Raw genomic sequence first — 24052 nt, forward strand, 5'->3', positions numbered from 1 at the left:
CTGTTAAATGAGAAGCTATACTGACCTTCTATTAGTTTGCCTTTAGCACCTATTAAAACTTACTTGTTATGAAAAAGCTATCTTGTTGTGGACAGATTCACCCTTTTTTTTTGCTGATTATCATTATCTTAGTCACAATTCCAATGGGCTTTTATGGAATGTATCTCTATATTGCACCATCTTTGCCAGAGATGACTGCTTTTAAGAAGGCTCCACTATTAAAACCGCTGCAAGTTTATACAGCAGATAACCAATTAATCGCAGAATATGGTGGCAAACTTTCTGTTCCAGTTGAATATGAGCAAATCCCACAAGATTTTATTCATGCTTTTTTAGCTGCAGAAGACTCTTCTTTTTTTGAGCATAGCGGTATTAGTTTTAAAAGTTTAGGACGCGCAGTCAGTGAATCGATCACGGGTTCTGACATTCAAACTGGTGGTTCTACAATTACCATGCAGGTGGCTAAAAACTATTATTTAACACCAGAACGAACTCTCAAGCGCAAACTCACCGAAATTTTCTTAGCACGTAAAATTGAACAAAAATTATCTAAAGAAGAGATTCTTACACTCTACGTCAATAAAATTTTCCTCGGTAAAAATGCTTATGGCATAGCTGCAGCAGCAAAAATTTATTACAACAAGAATTTAAACGATCTTTCAATTGCCCAAATGGCAATGATTGCAGGATTACCTAAAGCACCCTCTAAGTATAATCCTGTGGCCAATCCTGAACGTGCGTTAGAACGTCGCAATTGGATTTTAGGTCGTATGCTTCAATTGGGTTATATCAGTCAAATTGAATATGAAGATGCAGTATCAGAGCCTATCGCTTTGGACATGCCTGATCGCGGTATTAACAATAAATTCCCTTATGTCGGTGAAATGGTTCGTTCTGAACTCGTCAAAAAATTTGGCGATCTCGCGATCGATTCAGGATATAAGGTTTACACCACTATTGATTACAATCGTCAAGCCTTTGCCGAAGAAGCAGTTCGTGTTGGTTTAGAAAGTTATGACCGTCGTCATGGATGGCGTGGCCCAGAAGCCCATGACAAACCCTTAAAAGACTTTGTACCATTTGCAAACACCTACCCTGCTGAAGTCACTAAAGTTTTAAGCAATTCTTTTGAAGCAACTTTACAAGATGGTTCATCAGTCACTGTTCCTTGGTCTGGCATGTCTTGGGCGAGACGCTATCGCAATGCCAATAGTGTGGGTGGTGCACCTAGCAATGCTTCACAAATTGTAAAAGTCAAAGATATTGTTCGTCTACGTCCAAATCAAAATCGCAGTATGTGGTCCTTGGTACAGGTGCCTCGTGTACAAGGTCAGTTAATTGCACTTAACCCAAATGATGGCTCAATTGTCGCGATCGTTGGTGGATATAATTTTTATCAATCGAAATTTAACCGTGCACTGCAAGGTTGGCGTCAACCTGGCTCTATTATCAAACCATTTGTCTACTCGCTTGCACTTGAACGAGGTATGACGCCGCATACCATGGTTAGTGATAATCCCATTACCATTGGTAAATGGTCACCACGCAATTCTGATGGGCGCTATTTGGGGATGATTCCATTACGTCGCGCTTTATATTTGTCACGTAATACTGTCTCTGTTCGCCTTTTACAAACAGTCGGTCTAGAACGTACTCGCCAATTGTTTATGGATTTTGGTTTGCAGGATGATCAGATTCCACGTAACTACACGATTGCATTAGGAACACCTCAAGTACTCCCTGTTCAAATGGCAACAGGCTATGCCGCAATTGCCAATGGCGGTTTCCGCGTGCAACCTCACTTCATTAGCCGTATTGAGGATGCTTACGGCAAAGTGATTTATCAAGCCAATCCTGAATACGCATGTATTTCATGTATTAAATCTCAGAAGCAAGATACAACCTCTGCTGAAGCAACAACACCAGACGACGAAATTATTGAAGTTACCAATCAGTCTTTAGAGGATAAGCAACCCACTTTAACCGATGAAGAGCGTAGCCAATATCGTCAAGCACATCGAATTTTAAAATCCAGTTCAGCATTTGATATGGCGAATATTTTACGAGACGTAATTCAGCATGGTACTGGTCGCGCAGCTTTAAAAATTGGTCGTGGTGATTTAGGAGGTAAAACAGGAACAACCAATGATGCAAAAGATGCTTGGTTCGCTGGCTTTAACGGCAATCTAGTCGCAGTTTCATGGGTAGGTTTCGACCAACCGACTACGCTAGGTCGTCGTGAATATGGGGGTATCGCTGCTCTTCCAATTTGGAGTGACTTTATGGAGAAGTCGCTTGCCAATACACCATATGCTTGGGTAAGTTTAGATAAAAATGCAAAAGCTCCTTTAACTCGAGAACAACGTGGTCGTGTACATACATTAAACCATGAGCAAAAAGATAAAACTCCACCTTTAGCTCGTCCAATTTATCGCCCTGCTCCAGTGGTAGCACCAACGAATGATCGCGATTTTGATGATCTACCAGATAACGATCAACCGTTGACGCCAACGTCGTCGACACCACCGGATATGAATTCAACACCACAAGTTAAACGAGATTCAATCGAAAATTTGATTAATCAAGTTCAATAACCAAAATAAAGCCCTCTAAAAGAGGGCTTCTTTTAACTTTTCTTTTTTAAAATATAGATCTGAAACTCTGCACTCAGTTCAAATTTTTCAACTTGCTCTAATTGCTCACGCCGTTCAGGTTTGGCCTTATAAGCATATGGCGTCATTGCGATAAGACACTTTAGGTCATTTTGGTTCAACACCAATGGTGCCTGAATTAAGCTTTCATCAATTAACTCAAAGTGCTCGCTCAACTGTGCTACAAATTTATGTGGCTCATGTGCCTTAACTTCTTCAAATAGTGCTTCTCGCATTTTATATAAATGTTGTGGACCTGGGGTAACAACCATTAAATACCCCGATGATTTTAATACACGTAATATTTCCGCCTCGGGAATAGGACTAAATAAACTGGTACATAAATCGATGGTCTCGCTTAAAACAGGCAACACAGCCCCCGTACCCACAACCCAAGTGACATTTTGATTTAATTTTGCTGCTACCTGAACTGCAGTTTTAGCAATATCCACCCCCACAACTTGTATCGCTTCAGCTTCCATTGCATTGGTGTAATATCCTTCACCGCAACCAATATCTAAAAGATTTTCAATACGTATTTCTCGGATTTTAGCAACGACAGCTTGCTGTAATGGCGCATAAAATCCCGCTGATAAAAACGACCGTCTAGCTTGAACAGACTCAGGGGTATCCCCTGGATTTTTACTATGTTTATGCTGTACGACATGCAAATTCACATAACCTTGCTTTGCAATATCGTAACTATGATTACTCTTGCAGCGCCATGTTTTCCCCTCAAGCGCCAATGCCTCGCGACAAACAGGACACATCAACAGATTCATCATTTTCTCCAAAAAATTTTAGCGATGAAAAAAAGTCGGCATAAGCCGACTTGATCTCATTTGATTCTTGCTTAGCGCAATTTTAAGGTCATTAGACCTAAAACTACTAGCATAATTGTGATAATCCAGAAACGGATGACCACCTGTGTTTCACGCCATCCTTTCTTTTCATAGTGATGATGTAACGGCGCCATAAGGAAAACACGTTTATTTCGCATACGAAGCGAACCGATTTGTAAGAATACAGAGACTGCTTCGACTACAAATACACCCGCCATAATTGCAAATACAATTTCCTGACGTACCATCACCGCAATAGTTCCCAGCATCGCTCCAAGCGACAAGGCACCAACATCCCCCATAAATACTTGTGCAGGATGCGCGTTATACCAAAGGAATGCTAAACCTGCACCTATCATTGCAGCACAAATAACAACGAGTTCAGATGAGTATTTCACATAGGGAATATGTAAATAATTTGCAAAACGAACATCACCCGCCAAATAAGCAAACACTCCTAAGCCCGCCGCAACCAATACAATTGGCATTATTGCAAGGCCATCTAAACCGTCAGTTAGGTTAACCGCATTAGACGCACCATTAATCACTAAATAAGTGAATATAATAAAGCCGATCCCTAAAGGGATTACCGATAAAGGAATTGTAAGATCTTTAAAGAAAGGGATCAGCAAATCCAACATATTCGCAGTGTGTACAGGATTAGTTTGCTGAGTCGCAATTACGTAGAGTGATATCCCTGCACCTAGAGAAGCGACAGATGTCCAAAAAAACTTCTTACGTGCTGGCAAACCTGCATTGTCTTTATAACGGATTTTAATCCAGTCATCCGCCCAACCTACGGCACCAAATATCACCATCACGCCAAGCACAATCCAAACATAAGGGTTTGAAAGGTCTGCCCAAAGTAAAGTTGAAATCCCAATAGAAAGCAAAATAAGGAGACCACCCATGGTTGGTGTTCCCATTTTTTTGGCATGGTTTTCCGGAGCGAAAGAACTTACCGCTTGGCCATATTTTAAAGCTTGTAACTTACGGATCATAACAGGACCAAGAACTAGGCCTATCGTGAGTGCTGTCAAGACACTGAGCAGCGCACGTAATGTTAAATAACGAACCACTTGGAACGAGCTGTGATAGCCGGAAAGTTGTTCAAATAACCATAACAGCATTTAGAGTTTCTCCATCAAATCTGCCATCAACGTTTCCATATGGGTATAACGAGAACCTTTGAATAAGAAACTCATTTTTTGCGGTTGATGTGTTTCGATTAGACTAATTAAAAATGGTAGAGCTTGCTCTTGATTGAGGAAAGCTTGTAACTTTTTCCCGTACTGAGTACTACGTGCGCCTTCCTGTGTTGCTGGTGCAAACTCACCAACAGCAACAACAAAGTTGAGTCCGCGAATCGAAACCAAATCTCGCCCGAGTAAATAATGTTGTTGAGCAGCAGTCGGACCTAACTCACCAATATCCCCAATCACCATGACACGAATACCTTCTTGCTGTGCAAGCACTTCACCCGCTGCACGCATCGAAGTGGGATTGGCATTGTATGTATCATCGATAAATAAAAAATCATTTTTTTGAATAAAATTCAAACGTCCCTTTGCACCCACAGCTTGTTCTAAACCCGTGACAATATCATCCAAGCTGATATTTAATGACAATGCAAAAGCAGCAGCAGCCAAAGCATTTTGAACATTATGCTCACCAGCAAAAGGTAAATCCACGGGTTGGACACCTACAGGCGTATGTAATTTAAATTGAGCACTCTGTGGATTCAGCTGAATATCTGAAGCATAGACATCGCCACCTTCTCCAAAACTTAAGGTTTTTGTTGTTTTTACACTTTGACGGATCTGGTCTATATAATCATCAGCTGCTGGCACGATCGAAGTTTCTGAAACATGACCATAGATTTCAGATTTAGCTTTACAAATTCCGTCACGCCCACCGAACTCACCAAGATGAGCCGTACCAATATTAATAATACCCGCAACATGAGGTTGAACGAGCTTCGAGGTATAGTCAATTTCTCCTTGATGACTTGCTCCAAGCTCCATCACTGCATATTCATGATCTGGTCGAAGCTCTAATAGCATCATAGGCACACCCAGATCATTATTGAGATTACCTCGCGTGATCAATGTCGGTGCTTTGCGAGCAAGAATACTACCAAGCATTTCTTTAGTCGTGGTTTTGCCGCTACTACCAGTCAGTGCGATAACTTTTAATTGCGCATGTTGAGCGCGACGAAATGCACCAAGCATACCTAATGCTAATCTCGTATCTGTTACCACCAACTGACAAATATCAATGTCTAAAGGCCGCTCAACAATCGCAATCTGACAGCCTCTTTCAGCCACTTGTTGAACAAACTCATGCGCATCAAAACGCTCACCTTTCAGGGCTAAAAAAGCATCCCCCGACTCCGCATGACGTGAGTCTGTCAAAATACGCTTTACTTCTCCAGTCGGTTTTTTATCATTCAACCAATACCCTTGAGTAGCAGCAACAAGATCAGACAAAGTCCATGGGACAAGTGTCGCAGTACTTGTAGTAGATGTGTGCATAATGATTCCTTAGTCTGCTGGATAAGATGCTGGCTTAGTCGCATGCTGACCCTTAATGGCTGCTTGGACTTCTACCACATCATCAAACCAATGACGAACACCATCAATCTCTTGATAATTTTCGTGGCCTTTGCCTGCAATCACAACAATGTCACCTGCTTTTGCTGTTTTCACTACAAACTTAATCGCTTCACGACGATCATGAATTTCATGAACCTCTCTGTCCAAAAATTCAATTCCAGCCTTCATGTCAGCAAAAATTTGTTCTGGGTTTTCAGTACGTGGATTATCTGAGGTGAGCAATACAACATCTGCATGATCTAGAGCAGCCTGTGTCATTAAAGGTCGTTTACCGCGATCACGATCACCACCACACCCAAACACGGCCCATAATTGTTGTGAAACATGACGTTTTAATGTTTGAAGAACCTGAATTAATGCATCAGGAGTGTGGGCATAATCCACGACAAACAAACGATCTTGATCACGCAACACTTGCATACGCCCTGGCGCGCCTTTTAGCTGAGGAACTAAAGCGACTAACTGAGATAAATCTAAACCCGCCTGTTCAACAGAGATTAAGCTCGCAACTACATTTTCAATATTAAAATGACCCAATAACGGACTATGCACTAAATAGCTTTGGGACTTGGTCACCAATTTAAAATGAACACCATCTAAACTATATTGAATCTCTTCAACACGGTAATCCGCGGGCTGAGTGGTGGAATAAGTTAAAATTTTAGGTTTTGCTGGATTTTGCTCCGCCGCTTTGAGCATGATATTTGCGTAAGCATCATCGATATTGATAATTGCAACTTTAAGACTCTCAAACTGAAATAAGCGTGATTTTGCCTCAGCATAGGCCTCTAAAGTCTTGTGATAATCCAAATGATCGCGACTTAAATTACTGTAAGCTGCAACTTCAATTGGCGTTCCATTGAGACGCCCCTGTTCAAGACCATGGGAGCTGGCTTCAATAGCAGCAAACTTAGCCCCCTGCTGAGCATAAGCATGCAATTGATTTTGCATATGCAATGCATCTAACGTGGTATGTGTAGATGCTTCAAGGTGAGGTAAAATCCCATTCCCTGTCGTTCCCATCACAGCACATGGGTACTTACTTAACATCAGTAGCTCTGCGACAAGCCTTGAAATGGTCGTTTTACCATTGGTTCCCGTGACAGCCAATACTCGAAGTGGATTTACTGGCTGTGTCTGTTGCAAATAATCTTTCTGCCATTGTCCCATAAGCATACGCACATTCGGAACGATCAAACTTGGCGTTAAACCTAGATCTTGTTCTGAAATAATAGCCAAAGCACCAAGATCCAAAGCCTTCTGTGCATATTCTGCAGTTTTTTCAGGTTGAGAAAGACTAGTCAAAGCAATAAACACTTGTCCCGCTTCAACTTTACGACTATCTAATTGGAAGCCATTAAATGCTTGTTGCATCCATTCTGCTGGATGATCTACAGCGTAGATTTGTTGAAATGTAATCGACATTCATCACCTATGGAATGGATTTTGGAGTATCTAAGGGTTTATCCAATGGTACGTTTAACAGTCTCAGCGACTCCTGCATTACTTTTGCGAAAACAGGTGCTGATACAGTACCACCGTAATATGTGCCTTTTGGATTTTCGACCACGACGACCATCGCCAAACGTGGATCACTTACAGGTGCAACACCTGCAAATAAAGCTCGATATTCATTGGTCGAATAACCTTTACGGTCAGCACGTAATTTGTGTGCTGTACCCGTTTTACCTGCAACGCGATAACCTGGTATTTGAGCACGAGTCGCTGTACCGCCTGGTAATGTTGCTGTCTCCATCATTAACAAGACTTGATCCGCAATTTTAGGATCAATCATTTGTTCACCTTGAGGAGCTTCATCCAACTTGTACAAACTTAAAGGAACTTTCTTCCCTTTGTTTGCCAACATGGCATAAGCGTCTGCCAATTGTAGTACCGTGGCATTAAGACCATATCCATAGGACATGGTTGCAACTTCTGAAATATTCCATTTACTTGGCGGTAAGATCAGACCTGGACTTTCACCAGGGAATTTGACAGCCGAACGCTGTCCAAAACCAAGACGCTTATAGAACGTTGGTAAAGTCGGATAAGGCAAAGATAAGGCAATTTTCGCTACACCTACGTTGGAGGATTTTTGAATAATGCCACCTAAAGTAAGCGCTCCATAATTATGTGTATCACGAATCGTATGATTACCGACACGCATCGACCCTGGCGTGGTATTAACGACTGAGTTTGCAGTGTACTTACCACTTTCAAGCGCCATCGCCACCGTTAATGGTTTCATCGTCGAACCTGGTTCAAACGAATCAACTGCACCGCGATTTCGCATTGCATCTTTATTGGATAAACTTTTTTTATCATTCGGGTTATACGACGGCCAACTGGTCATCGCTAGAATTTCACCGGTTTTGACATCGACCGCAATTGCTGTAGCAGAACGTGCATTATTTGCCACGCCTACCGCGGTAAGCTCTCGATACATAATGTATTGCAATCGAGAGTCAATACTCAGTGTAATATTTTCCCCAGCTTCAACTTCTTTAATAACTTCTGGAACTTGAACACGGTTACCATGCTTATCACGTACAATTTTCTGTTCGCCATTGACCCCTGCAAGCCGCTTATTCAGCTGCATCTCCAAACCTTCAATCCCTGTTCCCTCGGTATTGGTTAAACCAATGATTTGAGAGTTGGGTTGTGGTTGTGGGTAATAACGTTTATATGATTTTTCAGAATATACGCCAGCAAAATTGCGTTGTGCTAACAGAGCCGCTTGAGCAGGTGGTACTTCTTTTTTCAATACTAAATAACGTGAACGAGCTCGATCTTGAACACGCTTTTTGAGGTCAGCTCGATCCAGCCCAACTGCATCTGCTAGCTCATCTAAATTCAGGTTTTCCTGTGGTAACTGATTTTTTAATTTTCGACTGGTTGGATTCTTTTTTAACTCTTCAGTAATTTCATCAAAAGTTGCTTTAGTTTCAAAATAATGTTGAGGATCAATCACCACCTTCATAATTGGTGTACTAATTGCCAAGGGAACGCCATTACGGTCGCTAATAACCCCTCGCATCGCACTTAATTTTTCAGTACGTAAAATTTTTGCGTTAGCTTTATTTTGCAAAAAGTCTTTATTCACAATTTGAACATAAAAGGCACGTGCAACCAATACCACAAAAAATGTCAGGACTAAGCCCCACATTAAATAGAAACGCCACATATCTACAGCAACGGTTCTTTTCTGTGTAATTGGCTGCTGTTTTTTACGTGTTTGTTTTGTTTTGCTTTTATCAACCATTCAGCGTGCCTATTGATTTTTCGCGGTTTCAGCAGGAAGTGAAATCACCACAGTCTGTGATGTTGGTGGTGAATACATACGTAATTGTGTCACTGCACGTGTCCCAATCTGTGCAGTCGCTCCAAATGTCTGTTGCTCAATAAGTAGACGACCCCATTCAGCATTAATGTCTTCAAGCTCACGCATATGCGTATTGAATTCACGAAAATCTTGACGATAAGAATAGACCTGATAGACCACCATAAATGCGCTCACCATGACCATAGCGGTTAAAACGCTATAGATCAGTATTTTTTTACGCACCAAGGTCGTTGCTACCAGTTCCTGTTGTTCTACGTCTTTTTCCTTTTTCATTATTCGCCTTTAAAATTTATTCGCTCTGCAACTCGCAACCAAGCACTTCTAGAACGCGGATTTTGTTTCACTTCTTCTTCACTTGCACGTACGCGATCAATTTTTTTCAAACGACGAGTTTCTTTAGGTTTCTGAGGTAAGCCCCAACCATCATCCTCAGCTAAAGTCGACTCTTTTTGAATAAATTGTTTAATAATTCGATCTTCTAAGGAATGGAAACTGATGACCGCTAATCGACCTCCATTATGAAGCATATCCAGTGCTTCAGGTAAAAAAGCATGCACATCTTCTAATTCTTTATTGATTTCAATTCGAATTGCTTGGAATGTACGTGTCGCAGCATGCTTATTTTTTTCCCATTTCGGATGGGCAACTTTTACAATTTCAGCCAATTGACCTGTAGTCTCAATATAACCTGCTGCTTTAATCGCTTTCGCAATGCGGCGGCTATATCGTTCTTCACCATACTGAAAAATAATATTCGCTAAATGCTCTTCATCAACTTCAACCAACCATTGCGCTGCAGTTAAGCCTTGAGAGTTGTCCATTCGCATATCCAGTGGACCGTCTTTCATAAAGCTGAAACCACGTTCGGCCTGATCAAGTTGTGGTGATGACACACCTAAATCTGCCATAACACCATCGACAGTTTCAACACCGCGTTGATTTAAGGCTGTTTTAATATCTGCAAAACTTGCATGAATAATGGTAAATCTTGGATCTTCTTGTTCTAACTGAGCAGCCACAGCCAAAGCCTGCGGATCTTTATCAAATGCATAGACACGAGAATGTTCATCTAATTTGGACAAGAGAAGTCGAGTATGACCTCCTCGACCAAAGGTGCCATCTACATAAATCCCTGTATTACGCCCACCCAATAGGGCATCTACAGTTTCATGAAGTAATACAGAAATATGCGACATAATAACGTTTCAGAACATCTAAAAATTTAACTGCACATTATTACCTTGTTTTAATAAAGCTCCAAACGACTTTTTGTAGGTAAATTTTACTTTCTATAGGCAAAACCGTTTCATTCACTGGAATGTTCAAATAAAAAAGCCTCACTTGGAGGCTTTTTTATTAATTTTCAATTACTTCAGTATATTAACGACGACTGTTATAAATCTGATCAAAAATCGCACCATTCACAAAATGTGCTTGTTGTGCTTTTGCCCAACCACCGAAAACCTCATCAATGGTGAATGTTTTTAACTTAGGAAATTGTTTTGAGTATTTTGCTAACACTTCAGCATTACGCGGACGATAGAAATGCTTAGCAGCCATCTCCTGACCTAATGGTGAATATAAATAGTTGATATAGCCAGTTGCCAACCATTTATTGCCATTTTTATCTACAGTACGATCAACGATGGCAACAGAAGGCTCTGTCAAAATAGAAATAGATGGATAAACAATATCAAACTGATCTTTGCCCAAGGCTTTTTGAGTGACCAGTGCTTCATTTTCCCAAGTGAGCAACACATCGCCAATTTTACGCTCAGCAAATGTCGTCATAGAAGCGCGCGCCGCAGAGTCCATCACTTTGACGTTATGGTACATCTTGCCAACAAAGTCTTTTGCTTTCGCTTCATTACCACCTGGTTGTTTGAGTGCATAACCCCAAGCTGATAAATATACCCAGCGTGGTAGTCCACCTGTTTTAGGGTTTGGTGTGATGATTTCTACACCCGGCTTAACAAGATCTTGCCAATCCTGAATTTTTTTAGGGTTACCTTTACGCACCATAAAAACAATGGTTGATGTATAAGGTGCAGAGTTATAAGGGAACTCTTTTTGCCATCCTTTATTGATTTGACCCGATTTCACGATCTCTTCAATATCATTTGCCAAAGCCAAAGTGACAACGTCGCCTTTCAAGCCATCAACCACAGAGCGTGCTTGTTTACCTGAGCCACCATGAGATTGTTTAAAGTTGACTTTCACTCCAGTTCTTGACTGCCAATATTGACCAAATGACTGATTAAACTCATCATAAAATTCACGAGTCGCATCATAAGATACATTCAGGAAATCACGTTGTGCTGCTTGAGAAGATACGCTGAACGATAAACCTGTTGCGAGTAAGCCCGCTGTAAGCAAGGCTTTAAATTGAGTTTTCATAGTCAAAAAATCTAGATATACATAATTAATCTAAATATATGAAATAAAATCATATTCATCAATTTAATTTGGACATGTGATTTACGTTATATTGCTACCATTTTTCTTTCAAGATTATGAATTAATTCATAAATCATCTTAAATACAGTCTATATTCAAATATATAGTATTTTATGGATTTCTTATAATTAAAAATGGATAGCATATCGCGATCCATTCACATAAGTTCTAAAAATAGATTATTTTTCTGCTGAAATTTGGTCGTAAATAGCGCCATTTACAAAGTGCGTTTGCTGCGCTTTCGCCCAACCACCAAATACTTTATCGATGGTAAATAATTGTACCTTTGGAAATTTAGTACTGTATTTAGCTGCGATTTTTTCATTACGTGGTCGAAAATTATGTTTAGCAGCTAATTCCTGCCCCAAAGGTGAATACAGATAGTTAAGATATCCTTTTGCGAGATTACGATTCCCATTTCTATCTACGGTTTTATCTACGATGGCAACAGAAGGCTCAGCTAGAATTGAAATGGATGGATAAATAATTTCAAATTTATCTTGCCCCAAACCTTGCGTCGCTAAGAGCGCTTCATTTTCCCAAGACAGTAAAACATCACCAATTCCACGTTCAGCAAAAGTCGTGAGTGATCCACGGGCTCCTGAATCTAACACTTTGACATTTTTGTATAATCGTTTGACTAACTCACGAGCTTTGGCATCATTTCCGGCAGGCTGTTTAAGTGCATAGCCCCATGCAGATAAATAAATCCATCGTGGCGCACCACCTGTTTTTGGGTTCGGGGTAATGATCTCAACACCTGGTTTGACTAAATCATTCCAGTCTTTGATATTTTTTGGATTGCCCTTTTTTACTAAAAAAACAATGGTAGATGTATAGGGTGCTGAATTATTGGGAAATTCTTTTTGCCAATTTTTATTGATATAACCTGCTTTTACAATTTCTTCAATATCATTTGCAAGTGCCAAGGTCACAACATCTGCTTGTAATCCTGTTGCTACAGCACGTGCTTGTTTCCCAGATCCACCATGAGATTGCTTAAATTGCACGTCTTGACCAGTACGTTTTTTCCAAAACTCACCGAAACTTTGGTTATATTCTTGATAAAATTCGCGAGTAGGATCATAAGAAACATTTAAAAATGATGTATTCGCCTGTGCAGTCATACTGAACAACAATGCCCCAATACTCATTGGGCCCAATAATTTATTGAAAAAGTGCTTATTCATTAAAATCTCTTTTTTATTACATTTATGATTGCACTATATTTTTTATTTACTTCAGTCACAATGTATTCAATAGACGAATTAAATCATTGTAAATATCTAAATTTTATATACATTTTCTTCATATAAATTGCATTTTTATCACTTATACTCTCTTTAAAATTTACCGCATAACATCATATCTTCACCAAATCTCCATATTTTATTGATAAAAAGAGGCAAAATTTATTTCAGCTACAGGTTGAGTAACTTAAGGATTGTTGAATAACAAATTGTAAGAAAGTGTGATGCATTTGTACTTTTGTGAATTTTATGTTTAAAATGTAAACCTAATTACTCTTACAATAAATTCAAAATAGGGGAAAATTGAAATGAATTTGTGCTATTTACAAGCGTTAAGCTTAACTTTATGTGTTTTTGGTATGAGCCAGACACATGCAGCAGCGTTACAAAATCCTGCTAAATCACTACAAAACTCTAGTGTTGCTGAAAAGTCTTTAACACCTATCGAACGCGCATTGACTCAACAAAAGCGTGAACGTGCTGAGAACAAACCTTCTTCAGAGATGGATCAGATTAAAGTGATCACCTCTATTAAGAATGCTCCAACGCAAAACTTTCTAGCATCGCAACACCAACAGTTTTCGCGTTTTTTACAAAGTTTATTTCCTCAGCACACATCTTAAGCACCATTTTTCTCAATCTCCCCAATTGAGCCAAATTTAGCCCAGTCCGATTTAATGAATTAATCATTAAGCCACTGGGCTTTTTGCTATAATAAAACCAATTTTTATTTGATAACTTTTTCTGGCTATGACAGTTCGTACTCGTATTGCACCATCTCCTACAGGTTTCCCCCATGTAGGTACTGCTTATATCGCATTATTTAACCTATGCTTTGCTCAACAGCATGGCGGTGAATTTATCTTACGTATTGAAGATACAGACCAACTCCGTTCAACACCTGAATCAGAAAAAATGATTCTCGATTCATTGCGCTGGTTAGGTTTAAATTGGTCAGAAGGTCCAGATGTGGGTGGCCCTCATGCGCCATATCGTCAATCTGAACGTATGGATATTTATAAAAAATATGCGTTAGAACTGGTTGAAAAAGGTCATGCATTCTATTGTTTTGCCACTGCTGAAGAATTAGATCAAATGCGTGCAGAACAACAAGCACGTGGTGAATCTCCTCGTTATGATGGTCGTGGTCTAAAACATACGCCAGAAGAAGTTGAAAGACGTTTAGCGGCTGGCGAACCGCATGTTATTCGCATGAAAGTACCTGAAGAAGGGATTTGTAAATTTAATGACTTACTGCGTGGTGAAGTAGAAATCCCATGGGCACAAGTTGATATGCAAATTCTGCTGAAAACCGATGGCCTACCAACTTACCACTTAGCAAACGTTGTTGATGACCATTTAATGGAAATCACTCACGTGATTCGTGGTGAAGAATGGATTCCATCTGCTCCTAAACACCAATTGCTTTATCAATATTTTGGTTGGGAAATGCCAGTGCTTTGCCACATGCCACTTTTACGTAACCCTGATAAGTCAAAACTATCTAAACGTAAAAACCCAACTTCAATCAATTACTACAAAGATATCGGTGTATTACCAGAAGCATTATTAAACTATTTGGGTCGTATGGGTTGGTCAATGCCAGATGAACGCGAAAAGTTCAATTTGGCTGAGATGATCGAGAATTTTGACATCCAACGTGTATCGCTTGGGGGTCCAATTTTCGATGTAGAAAAACTCAATTGGTTAAACGGTCAATGGATCAAAGCACTTAGCCCTGCTGAGCTTTTAGACACTTTATTGGCGTGGAAGGCAGATCGTGCCAAGTTAGAAGAAATTGCGGCTGCAATCCAACCACGTATTAACCTATTGTCTGAAGCTGTGAATTGGTCAGCACATTATTTTAATCACTTCCCTACACTGTCTAAAGCACAATTCGAAAGTAAAAAGTTATCTGAAGAGCAAGTTCGTCAAAGCCTACAATTTGCAATTTGGCGCTTAGAAAGCTTATTTACTTGGAATAATGACACTGTTAGCCAAACGCTAATGGATTTAGCTGCACAAATGGAAATTAAATTACGTGACTTTATGCCTGCGTTCTTTATTGCCATTGCGGGTTCTACTGCTTCAACGCCAGTGATGCAAACCATGGTGACCATTGGTCCTGACTTGACTTTTGCTCGCTTGCGTCATGCACTCGAAATCGTTGGCGGTCCAAGTAAAAAAGAGCTTAAAGTGTGGGAAAAATTGAATGAAAGCTTAAAATTGCCGAAAAATGACGCAGTTGATGAAGCTTAATTAATTTTTTTATTGACGCATGAGTGTTATATCCCTAATATAGCGCTCACACAGATTGAGCACTTAGCTTGATACCTAGATTGCTTTTATAGCATTGACTGTGTTGCCTCATAAGTCCCTATCGTCTAGAGGCCTAGGACATCGCCCTTTCACGGCGGTAACCGGGGTTCGAATCCCCGTAGGGACGCCAAATTCTAAAAAACCACTGACCTCGATCAGTGGTTTTTTTTCATCTATACATTTTTGATTTTAGTTTCGATGTTATAGAATTAAGCAAAAGAAATACGGAGCACTCATGCAGTACCAATGCCCTAAATGTCAAAGTCGTAAAATTCTTCCTTTAGCAAGTGCAAATGCACCTGCTGTACGACCAAATGTTCCTAAAAGCTTAATTATCCTCGTACCCACTCTATTTTTACTCCTATTATTGGTCATTATTAGCGTTGTACTGATGATTTTTAGCAATGGTGCTGGCGAGACACTTCAAATTGCAACTGTGATCGTATTTTTAATTGCAGTGATAGCGGGTGTGATGTTCTGGAAAGATTTACCAGATTTCAAAATTTCGATGCAAGCCTTCATGCAATCTCAAAAGAAATGGAAATGCCGTGAATGTAATCACGAATGGGAAAATTAATTGTTTATTTTCATCAGTCCTAAAAGCTCATTTGAACTTTTAGGACTTAAAATTAAATAAATTTAAATTTTATATATGAGTAGTAGACAAAACCTTCAAAAGAGCATAATTTAATGAAATAGATCTCATTTTTGCATGGATAAGCAAGGAGAACCATAATGATAATAAAACTATTTCAATCACTATTCTTTGATCTAAAACGTACTCGAACGGCTAATTTATCCAATCTCGAGCCATCCACATCCTTAAACCCTCGAAATCAAATGTGGTTATACCTACGTGATGCATTACGTGGGAATGCTGAAGCACAATATCAATTAGGTCTGAGTTACTTAAATGGTGAACTAGGTTTGGATCGAAATTATCAAATTGCTGAAAAATGGCTGAACCAATCAGCGAATGCTGGAAATGAAAATGCAAAAAGAACTCTACTTCAAGCTTATAGTCTTTTAGCATTTTCATAAAATTAATTCATAAAAAAACCAGCCTGAAGGCTGGTTTTTTTATTAGATGGAATTAACCACCAATTTTGCGATATTTTTGGCGCTTAGCCACTAGATCATCGCCATCGCGTTTACGACGGTATTCTTCGAACTCAGCATAGTTTCCTGTGAAGAATTCTGGTGTTTCACCTTCGAATGACAAGATGTGCGTTGCAATACGGTCTAGGAACCAACGGTCATGCGAGATGACCATTACAGTACCTGGGAATACTAAAATTGCATCCTCAAGCGCACGTAAAGTTTCGATATCCAAGTCGTTCGATGGTTCATCGAGAAGGATAACGTTTGCGCCCATTTGTAGAATTTTCGCAAGTTGTAAACGGTTACGCTCACCACCTGACAATTGACCTACACGCTTCTGCTGATCTTGGCCTTTAAAGTTAAAACGACCAATATATGCACGTGATGCGATTTCATATTCACCAATACGTAAGATATCTAAACCGCCAGAAACTTCCTCCCAAACCGTTTTATTGTTATCTAAGGTGTCACGAATCTGACCCACGTAAGCCACTTTAACTGACTCACCTAGCGTTACCGTACCTGTATCAGGTTGTAATTCACCTGTCATCATACGGAATAGTGTGGTTTTACCCGCACCGTTCTCACCCACGATACCCACGATCGCACAAGGTGGAACAACAAAAGATAAATCTTTGTAAAGCGTACGATCACCAAACGATTTGCTGATACCTTCAACTTCCACAACCTTGTTCCCTAGACGTGGACCAGGTGGAATGTAGATTTCAGACGTTTCGTTACGTTGTTGGAATTCACGAGAGTTAAGCTCTTCAAAGCGTTCCATACGTGCTTTATTTTTCTTTTGCTGACCTTTTGCATTAGAACGAACCCATTCAAGTTCTTTTTTCAATGCTTTAGCAAAAGATTCTTCTTGCTTCTGTTCTTGCTCTAAGCGGGCATTTTTCTGCTCTAACCAAGAAGAATAATTACCTTGATAAGGGATACCCATACCACGGTCAAGCTCAAGAATCCACTCAGCAACGTTATCCAAGAAATAACGGTCATGCGTAATCGCAACGATTGTACCAGGGAAATCTTTTAAGAAACGTTCCAACCATGAAACAGATGATGCATCCAAATGGTTCGTCGGTTCGTCAAGAAGCAACATGTCTGGTTTAGACAAGAGCAAACGGCAAAGTGCCACACGACGGCGCTCACCACCTGACAATTTAGTGACATCAGCATCCCAAGCTGGCAAGTTTAACGCTGCCGCTGCTTGTTCAAGCTGGTTATTTAAGTTATGCGCATCCCAAGTTTGAATAATTGCTTCAAGCTTTTCTTGCTCTTTTGCAAGTGCATCAAAGTCGGCATCTTCAGCTGCATATTCAGCGAAAACTTCATCAAGACGAGCTAATGCATCAAGTGCTTCACGAACGCCATCTTCAACGTTGCCACGAACGTCTTTTGTTTCATCTAATGGCGGCTCTTGCTCAAGGTAGCCGATCTTGATACCTGGTTGTGCACGAGCTTCACCAGAGAAATCTTTATCTACGCCAGCCATAATACGAAGCAAGGTAGATTTACCTGCACCGTTTAAACCAAGAACACCAATTTTAGCGCCCGGGAAAAATGATAAAGAGATGTCTTTAAGGATTTCGCGCTTAGGCGGAACCATCTTAGACACACGGTTCATCGTGTAAATATATTGGGCCACGTAGGACTCCTCTATAAAAAAAACAAAATCCGCTGTAAATACAAATCGCGGACAAATAATTAGGGAGCATTATACGATGAATACGATAAAAACATAAGCCATACGCCCGAACTTGCAAGGAATGTTACAAGTTTATTTTTTCATCAAACTTACCATTCAAAGTGCACAAGAATATGGCTTTTAAATGAGCAACATATGAGAATTTTAGATAACTTTTTCAATATTTTATAAATTTTATAATATGATTAGGGTGCTATATTCTCATTGAACAATTTTTAAACCACAAGAAGATCTCAAAATGACATATAAGGACGAAACCCTCGCCATCCATGCTGGATACTCACCTGAACCAACGACTAAAGCAGTTGCGGTACCCATTTATCAAACGACGTCTTACTCATTTGATAATACGCAACATGGCGCAGACCTATTCGATTTAAAGGTCTCTGGGAATATTTATACACGGATTATGAACCCAACGACTGCTGTGCTTGAACAACGTATTGCAGCACTCGAAGGTGGGATCGGCGCATTAGCACTTGCATCAGGTATGGCAGCCATTACCTATGCCATTCAAACCATTGCTGAAGCTGGGGACAATATCGCTTCCGTATCTACACTTTATGGTGGTACATATAATTTATTTGCACATACGCTACCAAAACAAGGGATCGAAGTGCGCTTCTTCGATTATCAAAATCCAGAAAGTTTGCGAGCACTTGTTGATGAAAAAACTAAATTAGTCTTCGTTGAGTCTATTGGTAATCCACTCGGCAATATTATTGATTTAGAAGCGATTTCTAAGCTTGCACATGAACTTGGCATTCCTGTAATTGTGGACAATACAGTTGCTACACCAGTACTTCAAAAATCTTTTGAATTTGGTGCAGATATTGTTGTTCACTCTCTAACCAAGTACATCGGCGGACATGGTAATTCGATCGGCGGTATCATTGTTGACAGCGGTAAATTCCCTTGGGGTAAATATCCAGATCGTTTTAAAGCGTTAAATACGCCCGATCCAAGCTATCACGGCGTAAACTATGTCGAAGCGCTTGGTGAAGCAGCTTATATTGCACGTGCTCGTGTCGTGCCATTACGCAACACAGGTGCAGCGATTAGCCCACAAAATGTTTTCTTAATCCTGCAAGGTTTAGAAACATTAAGTTTACGTATGGAACGTCATACTGAAAATGCTTTAAAAGTTGCTCAATATTTACAAGCTCATCCAAAAGTAAAATGGGTAAATTACGCAGGACTACCTGATCACCCGCAACATGCTTTAGCTCAGAAATACGTTAAGGGCAAACCTTCAGCAATTCTTTCATTTGGTGTACAGGATGGCTTAGCAGGCGGAACTCGCTTTATAGATGCCCTACAATTATTCACACGATTGGTGAATATCGGTGATGCAAAAAGCTTAGCATGTCACCCAGCAACTACAACGCATCGCCAACTGAATGAAGAAGAGTTAAAAGCTGCTGGCGTTTCTACGGATATGGTTCGCTTATCTATTGGAATCGAACATGCTGACGATTTAATCGCCGACCTAGAACAAGCGCTCGCTCAAGTTTAATCTTGGTAATACATTAGAAATAAAGCCTCATGACTGGGGCTTTATCCTCATTTACCATATCGTCCTTTTTCAATTATTTTATTCGTATTACCACAATAAAAAATTAGAGCATTTACTCTAATTTTTACAATAAATTCATAAACTTATGCCATGGTTTATTTTCATTTTTCCACTATGCTGATTTGTATGACACGTTTAAAAATACGTGTTCCACAATTCATTGCATTTACAGGGAGAATGAAGTGAATAAAAAATTAGAACAGCGTTTTAAAAAACGTGTCCATGGAAAAAATATTCTGATTACAGGCGCGTCCAGTGGTATCGGTTTAACTGTTGCACATCAATTGGCTGCGGCAGGTGCGCATGTATTATTGGTGGCACGAACTGAGGAAACTTTACAACAAGTAAAATATGAGATTGAGCAAAAAGGGGGGAAAGCTGACATTTTTCCTTGTGATTTGAATGATATGAGTTCAATCGATGCTGTAACGCAACAAATCTTCAATAGCGTCACACATATTGATATTTTAATTAATAATGCAGGTCGTTCGATTCGCCGTGCAGTCCATGAGTCCATCGAACGTTTTCACGATTTTGAACGCACGATGCAACTCAACTATTTTGGTGCTGTTCGCCTCATTTTAAATATCCTTCCACATATGATAGACCGTGAACGTGGACATATTATTAATATCAGTTCAATTGGTGTATTAGCCAATGCTACACGCTTCTCTGCATATGTCGCTTCAAAAGCTGCATTGGATGCATTTAGCCGTTGCCTATCAGCTGAAGTCCATGCGCATAATATCGCTATCACCTCGGTCTACATGCCTTTGGTCAGAACGCCGATGATCGCTCCAACTAAAATATATAAATACGTGCCAGCACTTTCACCGATTCAAGCTGCAGATTTAATCGCTGGTGCTATTGTGAACCGTCCAAAAAAGGTAACGACTGGTCTTGGAAAACTTGCATCAATTACTTATGCAATTGCACCTGATATTAATAATAAATTGATGTCGATTGGATTTAATTTATTTCCAAGCTCTACTGCTTCTGTCGGTCGCCAAGAAAAATTAAACATTGTACAGCGTGCATATGCCCGACTATTTCCTGGCGAATATTGGTGATCGAACAAGTTAATTTAAGTACTTTGTGAGATGATCTTCTTACATTTTCACTGTGTGATTTTAATTATTCTTTAAGAATTAAATGCCATGATCAAAACATAAAATAGGAGTTTGTCATGGCTCAAATTTATTTTTTTAGATTATTTTTTCTAGCAGTTGCTGTTTTGATTTTTACTCAAATCATGAGCATGATTATTCAGCAACATTACTCATTCGACACCTTATTACAGCTAGGTTTATTTTTAATTTTGCTTGAGCTGGGATTCAACATAAAACCAGCCGATGCTCAAAATAAAACTGAATTGGATCAACAGCAGATGAATCATGCCAAAGCACCAAAGTCTTATGCATATCATTTGTCAAAAATAGGTTTAGGCACTATTGCATTCAGCTTGATCTTACCGAATCTTATTTAGTGCTAATCATGATTGGGTTCAAATCTAGGCGTAAAAAAATTTTGAGATCATTCGTTAGGTGGCAGAGTTATGTTATAAACCTTACATCTTATTGATTTTATGCTTTGTACTTATGCGTGGTTTAGCTTTAGTGCTGCAATGTGCAGCCATCGCATTTGCGATATTCCTCATTTATCAAGTTACTCTCGGTTTTTATACTCAAGAATTTAAAGTTTTAGACGTAGTCGCAGATGTAGGAACTATTCTCATCTGTATCGATCTTGCCGTATTCTTGTGGCATAGCCGCCAAACTAAAGCTGCCAACCTACAAGACTATGCACAAAAGATCGAACAATCAGTTCCAAAATTCGTAAAAATTTCACGAAAATTAGGTCATCTCGGGATTTTATTGATCTTAACCAGCTGGATTGTCCCCATGATTAATGGATAAATTAAAAACCTCCCATTTGGGAGGTTTTTAATATCACTTACTGATGAAATGAGATCATTTAAGATAAAAAGTTGACTTGACCAGATTTCACATCATAGATTGCGCCAACAATCCCAATCTCTTTACGCTCAATCATGTCTCTTAACGTGTCACTATTTTTAATAATATAATTAATATTATTTCGCACATTTAACACAGTTACGGCATCAATAAAATTGGTTGTAAGTTGATAATTACTCATATCATTTTTGACTGTTTCCGCCGCCTGCATAATCGGCTTCAAAAAATGCTGAACGTTCGGTGTATCTTTTAGTTGACTCAAATCCACTTTTTGCTCAAATAAATGACAAGCAGATCCTACCGCACCACAGTCCGTATGCCCCAATACCACGATCAGTTTTGAACCTTTGGTTTTACATGCAAACTCTAAAGAGCCCACGACTTTTTGACCAGCAATATTTCCAGCAATACGCAAACTGAATAAATCACCGATTCCTACATCAAAAATGCGCTCTGTCGGTGCTCTAGAATCCATACAACCCAACACTGCAGCAATAGGATGTTGCCCTGCATTTGACGTAACTTGAATTTGGCGAGCAATATTATGGTGTAAACGCTGATGATTAATAAAACGCAAGTTCCCGTCTTTTAGCATCTGTAAAACTTGATCAGGACTGAGCTGTTTTTGGAGTTCTTGCGTACTCACATCAAGATCGAGCTCGTCCTCTTTTATTTCAGGATAATGTGCTTTAAAACCTTGTAAATTAACTTTTATCCCCTGCTTTACCGCCACTTCACTTTGAAAGTCCTTAATAATTTGATAGATATCTGGATCAATATAATAGGTATTGGATGCATCGATTAGCACATTTTCATGCGGTTTAACTTTTTCTAAAGCGGTGACGAGTGCGGCACGATTTAAAAAACTTAAATTCGGTGCTAATTCAATACGGGTAAGTGAACCATGCAAGTGTTTTTCATGGATCACACGTACACCACGGTGTAAATGACTCTGTAAGATAATCAATAAACTGATCACTAGACCAATCATGATGCCTTTCAGTAAATCAGTTGCAATGATTGCAACTACCGTGACAATAAAAGGTAAAAATTGTTTCCAACCTTGCGCATAAATCCGTTTAAATAGGCTTGGTGTTGCCAATTTAAATCCAGTCAAGATTAAGATTGCTGCTAATGAAGATAGCGGTATCGCATTGATTAATGGGGTGAGCGCCACCACTGCAACAATCAGTAAAAAACCATGAAAGATTGCAGAAAATTTGGTTTTAGCTCCACTGGTTGCATTCACTGAACTACGAACAATGACTGAGGTAATCGGCATACCACCGATCAATCCTGACATAGAGTTTCCAACACCCTGTGCAAATAATTCACGATTCGGTGGTGATGAGCGCTTTTGTGGATCCATCTTATCGGCAGCTTCTAAATTCAATAGTGTTTCAAGAGAAGCTACCACCGCTAATGTAATTGCACCCGTATAAATTAAACTATTATTCCAATACGAAAAATCTGGAAACTGGAAAATCGTTTCTGAACCAGAAAAGATATTCGGAAGATTAATCAATTGTTGAGGGTTTACTGCATATGGAGAGCCGATTTTCAACATGATAAAGTTAAGAAGTCCAGCAAATATCACCGCAATCAAGGCTGAAGGCAGCGGCAGTTTTTTTAATTTACTACTATCCCACAGTAGGATTAACGCAATACAACTTAGACCAATTAATCCTGAGCCAATATCAATATGACTCAGTACAGATTGAATTGACCATTGATCAATCAAAACAAAGCCTTTGACATCCAAACCAATCAATTTAGGTAATTGACTGATAATCAGTAACAGACCAATCGCGGCAAGCAATCCCAAAATCACATTGGTGGGTACGAAATTTGAGAAAACACCTAACCTAAAAATACCAAATAATATTTGTAAAATTCCAGCTAAAAACAATGTGAACAAAAAGGCTTGATAATTACCTTGTAGTAATTCAATTTGGGTCAATACAATCGCCACTAAGCCTGCAGCGGGACCAGATACACTGATATGTGAGCCACTAAAAAAACCAACAACGATTCCACCAATCACGCCAGCAATAATGCCTGAAATGAGTGGTGCACCTGATGCATGAGCTATGCCCAAACAAAGCGGAAGTGCAACAAGGAAAACAACCAGACCTGAGAGCAAATCACGATTATAAAATCGAGGTTTCAGCTCGTTATTTTGAGATATACTCATGTTTAATTTCTCTT

General features: G+C 39.5%; 20 protein-coding genes and 1 tRNA gene. 10 read left to right on the forward strand and 11 right to left on the reverse strand.

The window, feature by feature from the left end:
* Positions 1-68 precede the first annotated feature (68 nt).
* Positions 69-2594: a penicillin-binding protein PBP1a gene (gene ponA, locus AC1M86_RS09875; RefSeq protein ID WP_481607865.1), complete on the forward strand. Its 2526-nt coding sequence runs from the start codon at positions 69-71 to the stop codon at positions 2592-2594.
* Positions 2595-2626: 32 nt separating this feature from the next.
* Here the strand turns inward: ponA and AC1M86_RS09880 are convergent, their stop codons facing one another.
* The 9 genes from AC1M86_RS09880 to AC1M86_RS09920 all read right to left on the reverse strand — a co-directional run bounded on the left by AC1M86_RS09880 (position 2627) and on the right by AC1M86_RS09920 (position 13062).
* Entirely contained in the window at positions 2627-3433 is an 807-nt protein-coding gene (locus AC1M86_RS09880; RefSeq protein WP_481607866.1) for a putative RNA methyltransferase, read from the reverse strand.
* 71 nt (positions 3434-3504) lie between these two features.
* Positions 3505-4623 carry a phospho-N-acetylmuramoyl-pentapeptide-transferase gene (gene mraY, locus AC1M86_RS09885; RefSeq protein ID WP_092767279.1) on the reverse strand — a complete coding sequence of 373 codons (1119 nt, stop codon included), beginning with the start codon at positions 4621-4623 and terminating at the stop codon, positions 3505-3507.
* On the reverse strand, positions 4624-6027 hold the full coding sequence (locus AC1M86_RS09890; RefSeq protein WP_035263958.1) for a UDP-N-acetylmuramoyl-tripeptide--D-alanyl-D-alanine ligase: 1404 nt from the start codon (positions 6025-6027) through the stop codon (positions 4624-4626).
* A 9-nt stretch (positions 6028-6036) separates the two neighbouring features.
* Positions 6037-7533 carry a UDP-N-acetylmuramoyl-L-alanyl-D-glutamate--2,6-diaminopimelate ligase gene (locus AC1M86_RS09895; RefSeq protein WP_481591472.1) on the reverse strand — a complete coding sequence of 499 codons (1497 nt, stop codon included), beginning with the start codon at positions 7531-7533 and terminating at the stop codon, positions 6037-6039.
* A 7-nt stretch (positions 7534-7540) separates the two neighbouring features.
* Positions 7541-9370 (reverse strand): penicillin-binding protein PBP3, encoded by a 1830-nt coding sequence (gene ftsI / locus AC1M86_RS09900; protein ID WP_035263956.1) that lies wholly within the window; start codon positions 9368-9370, stop codon positions 7541-7543.
* A gap of 9 nt (positions 9371-9379) precedes the next feature.
* Positions 9380-9724 carry a cell division protein FtsL gene (gene ftsL, locus AC1M86_RS09905; protein ID WP_092767285.1) on the reverse strand — a complete coding sequence of 115 codons (345 nt, stop codon included), beginning with the start codon at positions 9722-9724 and terminating at the stop codon, positions 9380-9382.
* Entirely contained in the window at positions 9724-10647 is a 924-nt protein-coding gene (rsmH, locus tag AC1M86_RS09910; protein WP_481591473.1) for a 16S rRNA (cytosine(1402)-N(4))-methyltransferase RsmH, read from the reverse strand. The genes ftsL and rsmH overlap by 1 nt, the downstream gene beginning before the upstream one ends.
* A gap of 184 nt (positions 10648-10831) precedes the next feature.
* A complete protein-coding gene (locus AC1M86_RS09915; RefSeq protein WP_481589159.1) occupies positions 10832-11848 on the reverse strand; it encodes a sulfate ABC transporter substrate-binding protein in 1017 nt (338 codons plus the stop codon).
* Positions 11849-12087: 239 nt separating this feature from the next.
* A complete protein-coding gene (locus AC1M86_RS09920) occupies positions 12088-13062 on the reverse strand; it encodes a sulfate ABC transporter substrate-binding protein (protein WP_481591513.1) in 975 nt (324 codons plus the stop codon).
* 404 nt (positions 13063-13466) lie between these two features.
* Between AC1M86_RS09920 and AC1M86_RS09925 the strand changes: the two genes are divergently transcribed.
* The 5 genes from AC1M86_RS09925 (at position 13467) to AC1M86_RS09945 (ending at position 16518) form a co-directional block, all read left to right on the forward strand.
* Complete coding sequence (locus AC1M86_RS09925) at positions 13467-13781, forward strand: hypothetical protein (protein WP_092767291.1); 315 nt, start codon at positions 13467-13469, stop codon at positions 13779-13781.
* Between the two features lie 127 nt (positions 13782-13908).
* Positions 13909-15417, forward strand: coding sequence for a glutamate--tRNA ligase (gene gltX, locus AC1M86_RS09930; protein ID WP_481589160.1), 1509 nt, complete (start codon positions 13909-13911; stop codon positions 15415-15417).
* A 114-nt stretch (positions 15418-15531) separates the two neighbouring features.
* A tRNA-Glu gene (locus AC1M86_RS09935) sits at positions 15532-15607 on the forward strand.
* Positions 15608-15712: 105 nt separating this feature from the next.
* Positions 15713-16054, forward strand: a complete 342-nt coding sequence (locus tag AC1M86_RS09940; protein ID WP_035263946.1) for a zinc-ribbon domain-containing protein — start codon at positions 15713-15715, stop codon at positions 16052-16054.
* A 158-nt stretch (positions 16055-16212) separates the two neighbouring features.
* Positions 16213-16518: an SEL1-like repeat protein gene (locus tag AC1M86_RS09945; RefSeq protein ID WP_051586493.1), complete on the forward strand. Its 306-nt coding sequence runs from the start codon at positions 16213-16215 to the stop codon at positions 16516-16518.
* A 52-nt stretch (positions 16519-16570) separates the two neighbouring features.
* Here AC1M86_RS09945 and ettA read toward each other — a convergent pair whose 3' ends face one another.
* Entirely contained in the window at positions 16571-18232 is a 1662-nt protein-coding gene (gene ettA, locus AC1M86_RS09950; RefSeq protein WP_035263944.1) for an energy-dependent translational throttle protein EttA, read from the reverse strand.
* A 298-nt stretch (positions 18233-18530) separates the two neighbouring features.
* On the opposite strand from ettA, the gene AC1M86_RS09955 reads away from it, so the two are divergent.
* The 4 genes from AC1M86_RS09955 (at position 18531) to AC1M86_RS09970 (ending at position 21784) form a co-directional block, all read left to right on the forward strand.
* Positions 18531-19808: an O-acetylhomoserine aminocarboxypropyltransferase/cysteine synthase family protein gene (locus AC1M86_RS09955; protein WP_035263942.1), complete on the forward strand. Its 1278-nt coding sequence runs from the start codon at positions 18531-18533 to the stop codon at positions 19806-19808.
* Between the two features lie 242 nt (positions 19809-20050).
* Complete coding sequence (locus AC1M86_RS09960) at positions 20051-20938, forward strand: SDR family NAD(P)-dependent oxidoreductase (RefSeq protein WP_481607867.1); 888 nt, start codon at positions 20051-20053, stop codon at positions 20936-20938.
* 116 nt (positions 20939-21054) lie between these two features.
* Complete coding sequence (locus AC1M86_RS09965) at positions 21055-21354, forward strand: hypothetical protein (protein ID WP_035263939.1); 300 nt, start codon at positions 21055-21057, stop codon at positions 21352-21354.
* Positions 21355-21466: 112 nt separating this feature from the next.
* The gene (locus tag AC1M86_RS09970) at positions 21467-21784 is read left to right on the forward strand and encodes a hypothetical protein (protein WP_092767300.1); all 318 of its coding nucleotides are present in this window, start codon (positions 21467-21469) and stop codon (positions 21782-21784) included.
* 58 nt (positions 21785-21842) lie between these two features.
* On the opposite strand, the gene AC1M86_RS09975 is transcribed toward AC1M86_RS09970, so the two are convergent.
* Complete coding sequence (locus AC1M86_RS09975) at positions 21843-24038, reverse strand: bifunctional SulP family inorganic anion transporter/carbonic anhydrase (RefSeq protein WP_481607868.1); 2196 nt, start codon at positions 24036-24038, stop codon at positions 21843-21845.
* Between the last annotated feature and the right edge of the window lie 14 nt (positions 24039-24052).

This window comes from Acinetobacter sp. ANC_7654 (assembly GCF_056779855.1).